The following is a 14,064-nucleotide window of genomic DNA, read 5'->3' on the forward strand; positions in this document are numbered from 1 at the left end:
CCGTAAGCGGGCCGGGGCGCATGCGCCCCGGCCCGGTTTCTTGCGCGGGGGCCGCTGCTCAGGCGAGTCCGAGAGTACGACGGAGGAAGTCCACCTGGAGGAGGAGCAGGTTCTCCGCGACCTGTTCCTGCGGGGTCATGTGGGTGACGCCCGACAGGGGGAGCACCTCATGTGGGCGGCCGGCGGCCAGCAGGGCCGAGGACAGCCGCAGCGCGTGCGCGACGACCACGTTGTCGTCGGCCAGGCCGTGGACGATCATCAGCGGCCGGTGCGGTTCGGCGGGCTCGGCCAGCCCCTCGTCGGTGACCAGCGAGCTCTTCGCGTACGCCGCCGGCGACGTGGCCGGGTCACCGAGGTACCGCTCGGTGTAGTGGGTGTCGTAGATCCGCCAGTCGGTCACCGGCGCGCCGGCGATGCCCGCGTGGAAGACGTCGGGGCGGCGCAGCACCGCGAGGGCCGCGAGCCAGCCGCCGAAGGACCAGCCGCGGATCGCCACCCGGGAGAGGTCGAGCGGGTGGCTCTTCGCCAGGTCCTCCAGCGCCTCGACCTGGTCGTCGAGGGCGACCGTGAAGTCGTGGTGGATCGCCTTCTCCCAGCCGGGCGAGCGGCCCGGCGTGCCCCGGCCGTCGGCGACGACCACCGCGAAGCCCTGGTCGGCGAACCACTGGGAGGTGAGGTGCGCGTTGTGCGCGGCCACCACCCGCTGGCCGTGCGGGCCGCCGTAGGGGTCCATGAGCACCGGCAGAGGGGCGTCGCCGCGGTGGTCCGAGGGCAACAGGACGGCGCACGGAATGCGTCGTGCGCCCCCCTCGGCGAGTCGCACGCGCGGGGTCAGACCCGGATCCGCCGCACAGGACCGGACGGACGCGACGGGCTTACCGTCCCGCAGCACCCGCGCCTCGGCGCCCGGCCGGTCCAAGACCGCCGACGTCAGCACGGTCACGTTCGCGGCGCGGACCGCCCCGTGCACGCCGGGCTCCTGGGAGAGACGCTCGAAGCCGAGCTCGTTCACCCGGTAGACGTGCACCTCACCGACCTCGGGCGCCGCCGCGCCCGCCCCGGCGGAGGCGGCGACCAGCACGTCGTCGGCCGTCACGTCCAGCACCGCCCGTACGTGCAACTGGTCTCCGGTCAGCGGGCGTTCACCGACCGCGAGAACCCGCGCGCCGCCCTCGTCGGCGATCCGGACCAGCTGCCCCGAAGGGCTCCAGCAGGGCACTCCAGGGAAGAGTTCCAGCCAAATCCGATCTTCGTCGGCATGCACCATCCGGGTCGCCCCGGAGTCGGTGTCCACCGCCAGGAACAGCTGACTTCGCTGGTCGCGCGCTTGTACGAGCAGCAGCGGCGCCCCCGCCCCTGACCAGTGCACTCGCGCCACGTACGGATAGCGCGCACGATCCCAGACGACCTCCGTACGCACCCCGTCGAGACCGAACACGAACAGCCGTACGTCAGCGTTGGGCGTCCCGGCAGCTGGATATCGCACGTGGCGTGGGTCACGTTTCGGCTGGGCCGGATCGGAGATCCACCACTGTTCCACCGGCGTGTCGTCCACCCGGGCGACCAGCAGCCGGTCCGAGTCCGGGGACCACCAGAACCCGCGCGAGCGGGCCATCTCCTCGGCCGCGATGAACTCGGCCAATCCATAGGAAACCGGTTCCGATTCCGGTTCCGCCACCGCCCGGTCGTCCTCGCCCTCCGCGCCCACCACCCGCAGCGCACCCCCGGCGACATAGGCGACGAGTCGCCCGTCAGGGGACGGACGGGGGTCGATCACCGGTCCGGTGACCGGCAGCTCGGTGGCCGTCCCGGCCCTCAGCTCGGCCGTGAAAAGCCGCCCTGACAAGGCAAAAGACGCCAGCTCCACGCCCGCGTCGGTGGCATAGCCGACGATGCCCGCACCGGCTTCGCGGCTGCGTTCACGGCGCGCCCGCTCCTCGGCCGAGAGGTCCTCCGAGGCGCCGCCGAGGAGGGTGCGGGGGTCGGCGGCCAGGCGTTCCGTGCCGTCCGCCGGGTCGAGGACCCAGAGTGCGCCCGCGCGGTCCGTGCCGGAGCCGGAGCGCAGAAACACCACGCGGGAGCCGTCGGGCGCCACCGTGAACGAACGCGGCGCGCCGAGAGTGAAACGCTGGGTGCGGGCGTGCCTGCGGGGGAAGGAGTCGGACTCGGTCGTCATCCCCCGACCATATTGGCCATGCGACCCCCTTGTGCGGCTGTGCGCCGAGAGATGCGCGCCCACACGTAGTTATGATCACTAGCGCTGAGTGGGTATAAACCTGCTGGCAGTCGTATGGACTTACGTGTTCCCTCGCTCTGTTTTCCCCCACGTTTCCCGGGTCCTTGGAGGTGAGCCGCCGTGGCACTCTCGATTTCGGCGGTGGTGCTGCTGGCGATCGTCGTCTTCTTGCTGGTCAAGAAGTCGGGACTGAAGGGCGGTCACGCTGTCGTCTGCATCCTGCTCGGCTTCTATCTGGCCTCCTCGACGATCGCTCCCACCATCAGCGACCTGACGACGAGCGTGGCGAGCATGATCGGCAGCATCAAGTTCTGACGCCGTCAGCTCTTCGACACGTACGGCACGAAGTCGGCCCAGGCCTCCGGCGACAGCCGGAGGCGGGGGCCGTCGGCGTGCTTGGAGTCGCGGACGTGGACGGTCGCGGTGGTGGTGGCGATTTCTACGCAGGACTCACCGTCAGGGCCGCTGCTGTAGCTGCTCTTGAACCACGCCGGTTCGGATGGGCCCCCGGCGGCGTGCTTGCGGATCATGTCTCTCCCAGCAGTTTCTCGATGAGGGCCAGAGACTCCCCTGGGCGGAGAGCCTGCGCGCGGATGGTGCCGTACCGCAGCTCAAGGATGCGGAGCTGCCTCAGCTCGGGTGTCGGACGGCCGCTGAACGCCCCGTCGGAACGGCCTACTCCGGTGCCGTCCTCGAACTTCAGCAGCTCGATCCTGCCGCTGAGGCCAGGGTGGGCACCACTGTCCATCGGCATCACCTGAAGCGTCACGTTGTTCAACCGCCCCACCTGTAGCAGGCGTTCGAACTGTTGTCGCCTCACCATTGTGCCCCCAACGTTGCGGCGCAGCGTCGACTCTTCCAGGACGAAGCCCAGCGCGGGCGCAGGCGACCGCTCGAAGACGGATTGCCGTGCCATGCGGGCCGCGACCAGCCGTTCCACATCTTCCGGCGTGTAGGCAGGCTGCCAAGATTCCAGCAAGGCGCGCGCATGCTCGGGAGTCTGCAACAGCCCGTGAATGTTGTTGCACTCGTACACCCCGATCTCGACAGCCCTCGCTTCCATCGCCGCCAGATCCCGCACCTTTTTCGGGTACCGGACCTTCTTCACGTCCTCCTTCATCGCCGAGAGCAGCCCGCCCGCTCCCAACACCTTGTCGGCCTTGTCCAGGTACTCGGGGCGGGGGATCCGCTTGCCGCTCTCGATCTTGTAGACGAGATCCTCGCCGTACCCGACCGCCAGCCCGAAGTCGGCCGCGCGCATCCCCACGGCCTCGCGCCGCAGCTTCAGCTGCCGCCCCACCGTCTCCACGACGGCGATGCCCCAGGGGTCGTCCGGATCCACCTCCCAACCCGGCTCGTCCGCCTCCTCCTTGAGCTGGACCGGCCTGCCGTTCACCTGCGTCATTCCGCACCCTCCGTCACCCGGGCCGACAGTTCGGACACGACCGGACAACGCCCGGACAGTCACCGTACGCAACGGCTCCATCACTGTTCACGGTAAATGGGAGTGGCCACTCTGAGTGACGTGATCCAGGAATCCGTCTCCTCTGCGACCCAACCCGGCCAGCACTTCCGCAACTTCAGCCTGCGGTTGTCTCCCACGCCTCGCGGAGCGCGCCTCGCCCGCCTGCTCACCGTCGAGCAACTGCGCTTCTGGGGCGTGCCGGTGGACCCGGCCGGCCAGATCGTCGCTGAGCTGGCGACGAACGCAGCCACTCACGGACGCGTACGGGGCCGGGACTTCCGACTCACGGTCTACGTCATCGCGCACACGCTCCGCATCGAGGTCACCGACACGGCGGGGGAGCGGCCGCCCCGCTTGCCGCATCCGGGTCCGGACGGCGATTCCGAGTCGGGCCGTGGGCTGCTCCTGGTCGAGGCACTCGCCGACCGGTGGGGCTGGGCCCCGGAGCTGCGCCCACGCAAGACGGTCTGGGCCGAACTCGTACTCCCGCCGGACGACGTTCAGAGTCGCCGCGACTCCTGACCGCCGCAAGCCCCGGACGAGGCGACGTGCGTCCGTCACCGGAACCCGGATTTCCGGGCTTCGGCGCAAGTGGCGCTCTTTCCAAAGGACCACGATGGCTGCGAAAGAACCGCACCAAGCCCCACCCCTCCCGCCCGCCGGTCAAACTCACTCCCGCGAGTGAATATGCCCAACTCGACTGGATTCGTGACGGGTTGCCTGCCTTACGCTCAGCGCAACGCAGCACAGAGCCACAGTGCTGCACCTCCACCCCAGACATGCGACGGCCCCCGCCGGGACGGCAATCCCAGTGCGAGGGCCTGACCACCGAGGAAGGCCAACTTCCCGATGGACACGGAAAACCCTAGCGCGCCCTCGTGCGCCGAGTCCCGTAACGCGGGCAAAAACCACCCGCGCGCGGGCGGACTCACCCACGACAACGCCCGTCACACCACCCGCTTCACCGTGATCGGCAACCACCTCGCCCAGCACCGGCAGCTGTCGCTCCTGGCGATCGGGCTGGGCGTGCACATCCAGTCGCTGCCCAAGGGCGCCCGCGTCGACATCAAGTCCCTCACCGCCCGCTTCCCCGAGGGCGCCACCCGTATCGCCGCCGCTCTGCGCGAACTGGAGTCCCACGGCTATCTGCGCCGCGAACGCTCGCGGATCCCGGGCGGCCGGATCGTCACCCGCACGGTCTCCTGCAACCAGCCCGGCCGCCACGACCGCCGCCCGGCAGCCGCCGAACACGCCGAGCATGCCCAGGACGCCGCGACCCCGGCCAAGCCGAAGAAGGCGCGCGCACCCCGCAAGCCGCTCCCCGCCGTCCCGCGCCCCGGCTACCCCGCCCCCGCTCTCCTGCAGGCGGCAACGGACCTCCTCGCCGGCCTGCGCCGTCACGATTCCAGCCTCCTCCTCTCCACCTGCGACACCGCCCACCTCGCCCCCGGCGTCGCCGCCTGGCTGGAGCGGGACGTCAGCCCCGCCGCCGTACGCCAGGCCCTCACGGCCACCTTCCGCCCGAAGGCGTCCGCCGCCCCGCAGCCCTTCTGGCACACCGGCTCACCGCCCTGCTGCCACCACCGCCGCCGTTCCGTGGGCCCGCGGCCCCACCGCCGCCTGCCCCGCACGAGATGCGGAACTGCGACGGCTGCGACCGCGGCATCCGCTCACCCGAACCGGGCGCCCGCTGCCGCGACTGCAGGAAACAGTCGGCGTCGGCTCCCTGAAAACCCCACAAGTAAAGGAAACGCATGGTCAGCGCGTCCCATGAGGCGATGCACCGAATTTTCCAGGAGTATCCGGGTCTTTTCGCCGGGGTCTCCAAGGTGCTCGGCCTCCCGTTCATCCCACCCGAGTGTGTGACGGTTCTACCGACCGATCTCACCGAGACCCAGCCCGTCGAACGCCGTGTCGACACACTGCTGCGTTTCGACGGCGACGAGTCGTTCTTGCTGGCTGTTGAAGCACAGAGCGCGAAGGACCCGGACAAGCCCGCCAGCTGGGCCTACTACCTGTCCTTCTTGTACACGAAGTACAAGGTCCCGCCTCTGCTGCTGGTCGTCTGCCAAGACCGGACCACGGCAGAGTGGGCCGCGCGGCCCATGATCCTCGGGCCAGAGCAGTGGCCCTCCCTTACTCTGCGCCCGCTGGTGGTCGGTCCGCACAACATGCCCTTGATCACGGACCCGGACGACGCTCGGGCCGACTTGGCGCTGGCCGCGCTGTCCGCCATCACGCACGCGAAGGAACCGGATGTCGGTGGAATACTGAAGACTCTGTCCACCGCATTGCACGACGCTCCCGAGGCGGTCGTCGTCACGATCATCGAATTCATCGCTCAAGGCCTCGGTAGCAATCGTCGGGCCGCGGAACTCTGGAGGAACCTGGTGGCTGTGGACCTTTCCCCGTACAAGTCGTACATCTTCGAAGAGTTCCGCGACGAGGGTCGAGCCCAGCGGGGTGCCGAGGACATCGTGCTCGTTCTCGAGGCGCGCGGCCTCGACGTCCCCGACGAGGTGCGGGAGCGCATCACCGGCTGCGACGACCCCGGTCTGCTGCGGGAATGGCTGACCCGGGCCGTCACCGCGTCGTCCGCCGAAGCGATCTTCACCGGCTACCGGGAAGACGCCTGACCCGGATCGAGCGCATCGCCCTCGCCCAGGTACTCAATGGCGACGGGCGGGTGGATGACCGGGGGAGGGGTGTCGCCTCGTAGGGTTGGCCCATGACGGAACTGCCCTCCCGGCGTCTGTTGCTGGTGCACGCGCACCCGGACGACGAGTCGATCAACAACGGCGCGACCATGGCCAGGTACGCGGCCGAGGGCGTCCACGTGACCCTGGTCACCTGCACGCTCGGTGAACGCGGCGAGGTCATCCCGCCCGAGCTGCGGCAGCTGACCGGCGCCGCGCTGGGTGAGCACCGCAGGGCGGAGCTCGCCGCGGCCATGGCCGAGGTCGGCGTGCACGACGTCCGGCTGCTCGGCGGCCCGGGCCGGTACGGCGACTCGGGGATGATGGGCCTGCCCGACAACGACGACCCGGCATGCTTCTGGCAGGCCGACGTCGACGAGGCGGCCGCGTCTCTCGCCGAGGTGATCCTCGAGGTGCGCCCCCAGGTCCTCGTCACTTACGACGAGGACGGCGGCTACGGCCACCCCGACCACATCCAGGCCCACCGGGTCGCCATGCGCGCCGCCGAACTGGCCGGGGCCGCCGGCTGGCGCATCCCGAAGGTGTACTGGAACCGCGTCCCGCGCTCCGTCGCCGAGGACGCCTTCGCGAAGCTCAGGGAGGAGCTGCCGGACCTCCCCTTCCCGAGCGCCGCCGCCGTGTCCGACGTGCCGGGGGTCGTGGACGACGACCGCGTCACCGCCGAGATCGACGGAGGCGCGGGGTACGCCTCCGCAAAGGCCGCCGCGATGCGGGCGCACGCCACCCAGATCGACGTGGCCCCGGGGGAGAGGTACTTCGCCCTCTCCAACGGGCTCGCCCAGCCCCTCTTCACCACCGAGTACTACGAACTCGTCCGGGGCGAGGCCGCCGGGCGCGGCGGGAACCGGGAGACCGACCTGTTCGCGGGGACGACCGACGCGGCGGAGGTGGCCTGATGTCCGACCGGGGTTCGATGCTCGCCCAGCCGCTGCGGATGCCGTCCGCCGGACGGGCCGCCGTCTATGCCGGGCTGCTGCTGCTCGGCGCGCTCACCGGGCTCGCCGGTGCGCTCGTCCAGGCCGGCTGGTTCCGGGCGGTCTGCTCCTCGCGCTCGTGGCCGCCGCCGGGCTGTTCGTCGGCGGCGCACGGGCCGTCGGCAGCCGCGCCGGGGCCGTCGCACCCGCCGCCGGCTGGATGATCTCCGTCGTTCTGTCCACCGCGGGCCGCCCGGAGGGCGACTTCCTGTTCGGCGCGGGCGGAGGCTCATATCTTTTCCTGCTCGGCGGGATGGCCCTCGCTGTGATCTGCGCCACCCTTGGCGGGGGGCGGCAACCGGGCGGCGACGACGTCCGACTTGGCAAGTGACGTACCACTTCACCCCCGGGTGACCGTGCGAGTCCCGTGTGGGTCTTCCGGCGGTCGTGGGATACAGGCCAGAAGTGGCCAGTATGGTGGTGCGCGCCGCCGAGCAGCCCGTGAGGTCGTGGCGAGCGGCGGAGCCAACCTGGAGAACCTGCCTTGAGTCGTGAAACTGACAGTCCGTCCTCCGGGCCCAACGGGCGCGGCGGAGCCGCATACCCCTCGGGTACGCCGCCGTACGGCACCCCCGTGGTGTCCGACGGCGGTGCGGACGCGGGCCGTTCGGCCGCGCAGCCGGAGGAACGCAAGACCGAGACCACGCTGACCACCCGGATCCGCATCAACATCCCGGGATCGCGGCCCATTCCGCCGGTCGTCGTGCGCAAACCCGTCGCCGACGCCGAGGGCGCGGGCGACGACAGTGGTCCGGGCGGCAAGGCCGACACCGGCGTCGACGCGCAGCAGACGGCCCCCGCGGGCGCCGTCGGCTCGGCCTCGTCCGACACCGGCTCGTTCGAGCTGCCCGGCGACTCGGCGTCCGGCGCCGAGGACAAGACGAGTGACTGGTTCGCGCCACGCAAGTCCGGTCCGGGGAAGCCCGGTCAGGGCGGCGGCGGCACCAACGGGGCGGGTCTGCCGGGCGGTTCGGCCGCCGGGGCAGGCGCGTCCGCGAACGCCTCCGGCGCGGCGGGCCCCAACACCGGTTCCGGCGTGCCCGGTCCCGGTCCCGGTCCCGGTGCCGGCGCGCCCGGTACCGGCGCGCGGCCCGGTGCGGGGCGTCCCGGCGGGGTGGTCGGCTCCATGAGCGTGCCGGGCGGCGCCCGCTCCGGCGGCACCAACGGCGCGGGGTTCTCCGGTGCGACCGGCGGTCCCGTGGCTCCGGGGCACGGCGGCGGCACGGGCTCCTTCGACGTGACCGAGGCGCTGGCCGGCGGCCCGCGCACGGGCCAGGGTCAGGGTCAGGGGCGGACGCCGGGTCAGGGGCAGTCGCAGGGTCAGGGTCAGCCGCAGGGCCAGGGTCAGGGCCAGGCGCAGGCGCAGGGCGGCGCGGAGTCGCGCCGTGACGACCTGCCGTACTTCTCGGGCACCGGCCCGAACGGTCTCCCGAGCCCGAACGGCGTGAGCGGTCCGAACGGCGTGAACGGCGTCGGCGGCAGGCCCGACGGCCAGGGCGGCCTCCCGGCAGGCCAGGGCGGCCTCGGCGGCTCCTACGACTTCAACGGCCCCGACGGACCGGGCGGTCCCGACGGCCGGGGCGGCCCCCAGGGTGGTCCCGCGGGCCCGACCGGGGGTCCGGTCACCGGCGACGGCCCGATCGTGCCCCCGATGCTCGGCGGCGCCCCCGGCGCGCCGTCCGGTCCCGGCGGTCCCGGCGGTCCCGGCGGTCCGCGTTCCGCCGCCCCCGGCGTCGGAGCCGGTGTGGGAGCCGTCGCCGGAACCGGCCGGCTCCCCGGCGGCGGTCTGAGCGACGACACCGCGATCCTCACCCCGCAGAAACCCGCCCCCGGACCGGGCGCGGGCGGCTACGGCGGCCGTCCGGCCGACAACGTCTCGGGGAACACCGTCACCAGCGGCATCCCCGTCGTGCCCGCCGGCGGACCGGGCGGACCGGGAGCCCCCTTCACGGGCGGCGCGCCCGCCGAGGGTCCGCTGCCGCACACCCCGCCCAAGGGGCCGGCGCAGGGCGCGCAGAGCACGTCCGCCGGTGACGCCAAGAAGAAAAAGAAGAAGGGCCGCAGCAAACTCCCGCTGCTGGGCGGCCTGGTGGTCGTCGCGGGGGTCGGCGTGTACGGCGCGGGCCTGCTGATGAACCACTCCGACGTGCCCAAGGGCACCACCGTGCTCGGCGTCGACATCGGCGGCGGCACCCGCGACGACGCCGTCAAGAAGCTCGACGACGCGTTCGAGAAGCGGGCCGGGCAGACGCTGAAGCTGTCCGTCGACGGCGACACCGTCACCCTCAAGCCGGACCAGGCGGGCCTGCAGTTCGACATGCAGGCCACCGCCGACGCGGCCGCCAAGAGCGACTACAACCCGGTCTCCGTGATCGGCTCGCTGTTCGGGCAGCACCGCGAGGTCGAGCCCGTGATGCCGGTGGACGAGGAGAAGCTCCAGGCGGCCCTGAAGAACGCCGCGGGCGGCTCCGGCTCGGCCACGGACGGCACCATCAAGTTCACCTCGGGCAAGGCCGTCCCCGTCTACGGCAAGGCCGGCAAGGGCATCGATCCGGCGAAGGCCGAGTCGGCCGTGGTGGACGCCTACCGCGGCCAGGTGGAGACCGGCACCGCCGCCGCGGTCACGGTGCCGACCACCACCAAGCAGCCGACCATCTCGAACGCCGAGGTCGACCGCATGATGAAGGCGTTCGCCGAACCGGCGATGTCCGGCAAGGTCACCGTCCAGACCGACGCGGTGCACTCCGTGCCGCTGAGCCCGAAGAACTCCCTGTGGAAGTTCCTCAGCGTCAAGGCCATCAACGGCAAGCTCGTCGAGAGCTATGACAAGGCCGCGCTGAAGGGCCTCTACGGCGGCGCCTTCGACGGCGTCCTCATCACCCGCGGCACCGGGCAGAAGACGCCGGTCACCGTGGAGGACGTGATCAGCGCCCTGCGCCCGGCCCTGATCAGCAAGACGGACCGCGTCGGGATCATCGACACCGACCCCAGCTGACGCGACCGGCGTTCGACCGGGGATCGTCCGGGGTGCCGCATGACAGATGTCATGCGGCACCCCGGACGTCCGACACTGCCGCCCGGTGGGCCCTCCCGGCGACGATTGCCGGCATGACGACGCAGACAGCACCGGTGGTCGGATTCGACCGGGTGACCAAGAGTTTCGGCGACGTACGGGCCGTGGACGGCCTGACGCTCGACCTCCGGCCCGGGGAGACCGTGGCGCTGCTCGGCCCCAACGGCGCGGGCAAGTCCACCTCCCTCGACCTGCTGCTCGGCCTCAAGCACCCCGACAGCGGCGCCGTGCGGCTCTTCGGCGCCACCCCGCGCGAGGCGATCGTCGCCGGGCGGGTCGGCGCGATGCTGCAGAGCGGCGGCCTGATGGACGAGGTGACGGTCGCCGAACTGGTCGGCCTCGCCTGCCGGCTGCACCCGAAGCCGTACCGGCCCGCCGACGTGCTGGCCCGCGCCGGCGTCGCCCAGATCGCCGACCGCAAGGTCGACAAGCTCTCCGGCGGCCAGGCCCAGCGGGTGCGGTTCGCCCTCGCCACCGCGGGCGACAGCGACCTCATCGTCCTCGACGAGCCCACCACCGGCATGGACGTCACCACCCGGCAGGCGTTCTGGGCCACCATGCGCGAACAGGCCGATCAGGGCCGCACCGTCCTGTTCGCCACCCACTACCTCGAAGAGGCCGACGCCATCGCCGACCGGGTGCTGGTCCTGCACCGGGGCCGGCTGCTCGCCGACGGCACGGCGGCCGAGATCAAGGCGAAGGCCGGCGCCCGACGCATCGCCTTCGACCTGGAGGGCGAGATCGACGAGGCCGCGCTGCGCGCCCTGCCGTTCCTCACCTCCCTGACCGTGTCCCACAGCGGCTCCGCCGCCGGGTCCGCGTCCGGATCCGGACCCCGATCCAGCCGGACCGTGCGCATGCAGTCCTCCGACGCCGACGCCACCGTCCACGCGGTGTACGGCCTCGGCCTCTACCCGCACAACCTCGAAGTCGCAGGGCTCGGCCTGGAACAGGCCTTCGTCGCCCTCACCACCGCCGAGGAGGCGAAGACCCGGTGAACGGCCTGATCAAGCTGGAACTCACCCGCGCGCTGCGCAACCGCAAGTTCCTGTTCTTCTCGGTGATCTACCCGTCGGTGCTGTTCCTGCTGATCGCGGGCTCCTCCGACAGCAAGGAGAAGATCGACGGCACGGGCCTCACGCTGCCGACGTACATGATGGTCTCGATGGCCTCCTTCGGCGCCCTCACGGCCGTCCTGATGGGCAACAGCGAGCGCATCGCCAAGGAACGGCAGAGCGGCTGGGTGCGGCAGCTGCGGCTGACCACCCTCCCGGGACGCGGATACGTCCTCGCCAAGACCGCGAGCGCCGCCGTGGTCAGCCTGCCCTCCATCGTCGTCGTCTTCGCCGTCGCCGCGGTCGTGAAGGACGTACGGCTGGACGCCTGGCAGTGGGCCGCGCTCACCGGCGCGATCTGGGCCGGCAGCCTCGTCTTCGCCGCACTGGGCGTGGCGATCGGCTACCTCGCGACCGGGGACGCCGTCCGCCCCATCACGATGATCACCTACTTCGGCCTGTCGATCCTCGGCGGTCTGTGGATGCCCACGACGACCTTCCCGGGCTGGCTGCAGGACATCGCCAGGTGGGTGCCCACGCACGCGTACGCTGCCCTGGGGCAGGCGATCGAACAGAGCCGGGCCCCGCATGCCGAGGACATCGTGATCCTGGCCGCCTTCTTCGCCCTGTTCACGGGCGGCGCGGCCTGGCTGTACCGGAAGGACACCCTGAAGGCGTGAGCGTCATGACGGACGACCCGCGGTGCCGGGAGGGCAGGGACGGCCTGGAGGCCATCGAGGGCAACCGGATCCTGCCGGGCGGGCCCGCCCGTAACCGGCGGGAACTGTGGCGGCGCAAGGTGCTCTGGATCGGGGTGTGGCTGGTCTTCCTCAGCTCGCCCGTGCACGACCTGGTCTCCGGGCAGCACACCACGGCCGGCACGGTGGCCGGCTGGCTCGGACTCGCGGTGTTCGTCGCGCTCTACCTCGCGCTGCTGTTCCGGAACATGGGGGACACGCCCTACCCCACGAAGGCCGTTCACGCCCTCATCGGGTCCATGGCCGTGCTGGCCACCGTCCTCTCCCTGACCCACGGCTCCGCCTGGCTCGGCCTGTACTGCTACGTCTCCGTCGCCTGCGGAAGCGTGCTGCCGATGCGGCTGGCGCTCTGGGCGATCCCGGGCACGGGAGCCGTGCTGCTCCTCGTCGGACTGCGCAGCGACGAGGAACAGGCGCTGAACCTGCTTCTGCTGGTCCTGCTCATCGGTTTCGCGATGACGGGCGTCAGCCAACTCGTGTGCACCACCATCGAGTTGCGCAAGGCGCGGGCGACGGTCGCGCAACTGGCCGCGAACGAGGAGCGGTTGCGGCTGGCGAGGGACCTGCACGACCTGCTCGGCCATTCGCTGTCCCTCATCACGCTCAAGAGCGAGCTGGCCGGCCGGATGCTGCCCGACCACCCCGACAAGGCGGCCCGGCAGGTCGCCGACATCGAACAGGTCAGCCGGCAGGCCCTGGTCGACGTCCGCGAGGCCGTCACCGGCTACCGGCGCCCCCGGCTGACCGCCGAACTCGCCGGCGCGCAGGTCGCGTTGACGGCGGCCGGCGTCATCGCCGCGCTGCCCGCCGAACCGGATCTCGAAGGCGTCCCCGAGGACAGCGAGGCCGCCCTCGCCTGGGCGCTGCGCGAGGCCATCACCAACGTGGTCCGGCACAGCGGCGCCGCCCGTTGCACGGTGGACGTCGTGCGCCGCCAGACCCTCGACGGCCCCGTCCTCGAACTCTCGGTCGAGGACGACGGATCCGGCGGCTCCGGCAAGGGCCCCGGCAACGGACTCACCGGCCTGACGGAGCGTCTGGAGAAGGCGGGCGGCGTGCTGGAGGCGGAGCGCCTGGGGTGCGGTTTCCGCCTGGTCGCCCGGGTCCCGGCCGGCGCGGTGCCGGACGTAGGATCCCGCTCATGACAGGCACGATCAAGGTTCTGCTGGCGGAGGACCAGTCGATGGTCCGCGAGGCCCTGGCGGCCCTGCTCGGCCTCGAGGACGACATCGAAGTGGTCGCCCAGGTGGCGCGCGGCGACGAGGTCCTCGCCGCGGCCCGCGCCCACGACGTCGACGTCGCCCTCCTCGACATCGAGATGCCGGGTGCCACGGGCATCGAGGCAGCCGCACAACTCCACAAGGAGCTCCCGGAGTTGAAGCTGGTTGTGCTGACGACCTTCGGTCGCCCCGGCTATCTGCGCAGCGCCATGGAGGCAGGCGCCGACGCCTTCCTCGTCAAGGACGCGCCGGCGGCGCAACTGGCGGAAGCGGTGCGCAAGGTGCTGGCGGGCGAGCGGGTCATCGACCCCACGCTGGCGGCGGCGGCCCTGGCGGGGGGCGCCAACCCGCTCACCGACCGGGAACGCGAGGTCCTGCGGGCGGCGGCCGACGGCTCGACCAACGCCGAACTGGCGGCGGCCCTGCACCTGTCCCAGGGAACGGTCCGCAACTACCTGTCGACCGCAATACAGAAACTGGCGGTACGCAACCGAGCGGAAGCGGTCCGCATCGCAAGAGAAAAGGGCTGGCTGTAACACCCGGGCCGGGGCCCTGCCGGTCGCCGG

12 protein-coding genes and 2 pseudogenes are annotated in these 14,064 nt (G+C 71.7%); 11 read left to right on the forward strand and 3 right to left on the reverse strand.

The window, feature by feature from the left end:
• Positions 1 to 58: 58 nt before the first annotated feature.
• Positions 59 to 2,176, reverse strand: a complete 2,118-nt coding sequence (locus QA802_RS27370) for a prolyl oligopeptidase family serine peptidase (RefSeq protein WP_334527869.1) — start codon at positions 2,174 to 2,176, stop codon at positions 59 to 61.
• Positions 2,177 to 2,356: 180 nt separating this feature from the next.
• Here QA802_RS27370 and QA802_RS27375 point away from each other — a divergent pair, with 180 nt between their 5' ends.
• Positions 2,357 to 2,551: a hypothetical protein gene (locus QA802_RS27375; protein WP_062641281.1), complete on the forward strand. Its 195-nt coding sequence runs from the start codon at positions 2,357 to 2,359 to the stop codon at positions 2,549 to 2,551.
• A 5-nt stretch (positions 2,552 to 2,556) separates the two neighbouring features.
• On the opposite strand, the gene QA802_RS27380 is transcribed toward QA802_RS27375, so the two are convergent.
• Both QA802_RS27380 and QA802_RS27385 read right to left on the reverse strand, forming a co-directional pair.
• Positions 2,557 to 2,766 (reverse strand): DUF397 domain-containing protein, encoded by a 210-nt coding sequence (locus tag QA802_RS27380; RefSeq protein WP_334527872.1) that lies wholly within the window; start codon positions 2,764 to 2,766, stop codon positions 2,557 to 2,559.
• On the reverse strand, positions 2,763 to 3,641 hold the full coding sequence (locus tag QA802_RS27385; RefSeq protein ID WP_334527875.1) for a helix-turn-helix domain-containing protein: 879 nt from the start codon (positions 3,639 to 3,641) through the stop codon (positions 2,763 to 2,765). The genes QA802_RS27380 and QA802_RS27385 overlap by 4 nt, the downstream gene beginning before the upstream one ends.
• A gap of 120 nt (positions 3,642 to 3,761) precedes the next feature.
• On the opposite strand from QA802_RS27385, the gene QA802_RS27390 reads away from it, so the two are divergent.
• From QA802_RS27390 to QA802_RS27435, 10 genes and pseudogenes are all read left to right on the forward strand, one after another.
• Positions 3,762 to 4,223 carry an ATP-binding protein gene (locus tag QA802_RS27390; protein WP_334527877.1) on the forward strand — a complete coding sequence of 154 codons (462 nt, stop codon included), beginning with the start codon at positions 3,762 to 3,764 and terminating at the stop codon, positions 4,221 to 4,223.
• Between the two features lie 327 nt (positions 4,224 to 4,550).
• Positions 4,551 to 5,431 (forward strand): annotated as a pseudogene (locus QA802_RS27395) (helix-turn-helix domain-containing protein).
• 24 nt (positions 5,432 to 5,455) lie between these two features.
• Positions 5,456 to 6,337, forward strand: coding sequence for a hypothetical protein (locus tag QA802_RS27400; RefSeq protein WP_334527879.1), 882 nt, complete (start codon positions 5,456 to 5,458; stop codon positions 6,335 to 6,337).
• Between the two features lie 92 nt (positions 6,338 to 6,429).
• Positions 6,430 to 7,314: an N-acetyl-1-D-myo-inositol-2-amino-2-deoxy-alpha-D-glucopyranoside deacetylase gene (mshB, locus tag QA802_RS27405; protein WP_319164852.1), complete on the forward strand. Its 885-nt coding sequence runs from the start codon at positions 6,430 to 6,432 to the stop codon at positions 7,312 to 7,314.
• Positions 7,314 to 7,723: pseudogene (locus QA802_RS27410) on the forward strand (DUF6113 family protein). The gene mshB and the pseudogene QA802_RS27410 overlap by 1 nt, the downstream one beginning before the upstream one ends.
• Before the next feature lie 153 nt (positions 7,724 to 7,876).
• The gene (locus QA802_RS27415) at positions 7,877 to 10,387 is read left to right on the forward strand and encodes a hypothetical protein (RefSeq protein WP_334527883.1); all 2,511 of its coding nucleotides are present in this window, start codon (positions 7,877 to 7,879) and stop codon (positions 10,385 to 10,387) included.
• A gap of 113 nt (positions 10,388 to 10,500) precedes the next feature.
• Positions 10,501 to 11,463: an ABC transporter ATP-binding protein gene (locus QA802_RS27420; protein ID WP_334527886.1), complete on the forward strand. Its 963-nt coding sequence runs from the start codon at positions 10,501 to 10,503 to the stop codon at positions 11,461 to 11,463.
• A complete protein-coding gene (locus QA802_RS27425; RefSeq protein ID WP_334527888.1) occupies positions 11,460 to 12,200 on the forward strand; it encodes an ABC transporter permease in 741 nt (246 codons plus the stop codon). The genes QA802_RS27420 and QA802_RS27425 overlap by 4 nt, the downstream gene beginning before the upstream one ends.
• Positions 12,197 to 13,423 (forward strand): sensor histidine kinase, encoded by a 1,227-nt coding sequence (locus QA802_RS27430; RefSeq protein ID WP_443042181.1) that lies wholly within the window; start codon positions 12,197 to 12,199, stop codon positions 13,421 to 13,423. Before QA802_RS27425 ends, QA802_RS27430 begins: the two co-directional genes overlap by 4 nt.
• Positions 13,420 to 14,034 (forward strand): response regulator, encoded by a 615-nt coding sequence (locus QA802_RS27435; RefSeq protein WP_334527891.1) that lies wholly within the window; start codon positions 13,420 to 13,422, stop codon positions 14,032 to 14,034. Before QA802_RS27430 ends, QA802_RS27435 begins: the two co-directional genes overlap by 4 nt.
• The last annotated feature ends 30 nt before the right edge of the window (positions 14,035 to 14,064 follow it).

The sequence above is a fragment of the Streptomyces sp. B21-105 genome, from assembly GCF_036898465.1.
Taxonomy (GTDB): domain Bacteria; phylum Actinomycetota; class Actinomycetes; order Streptomycetales; family Streptomycetaceae; genus Streptomyces.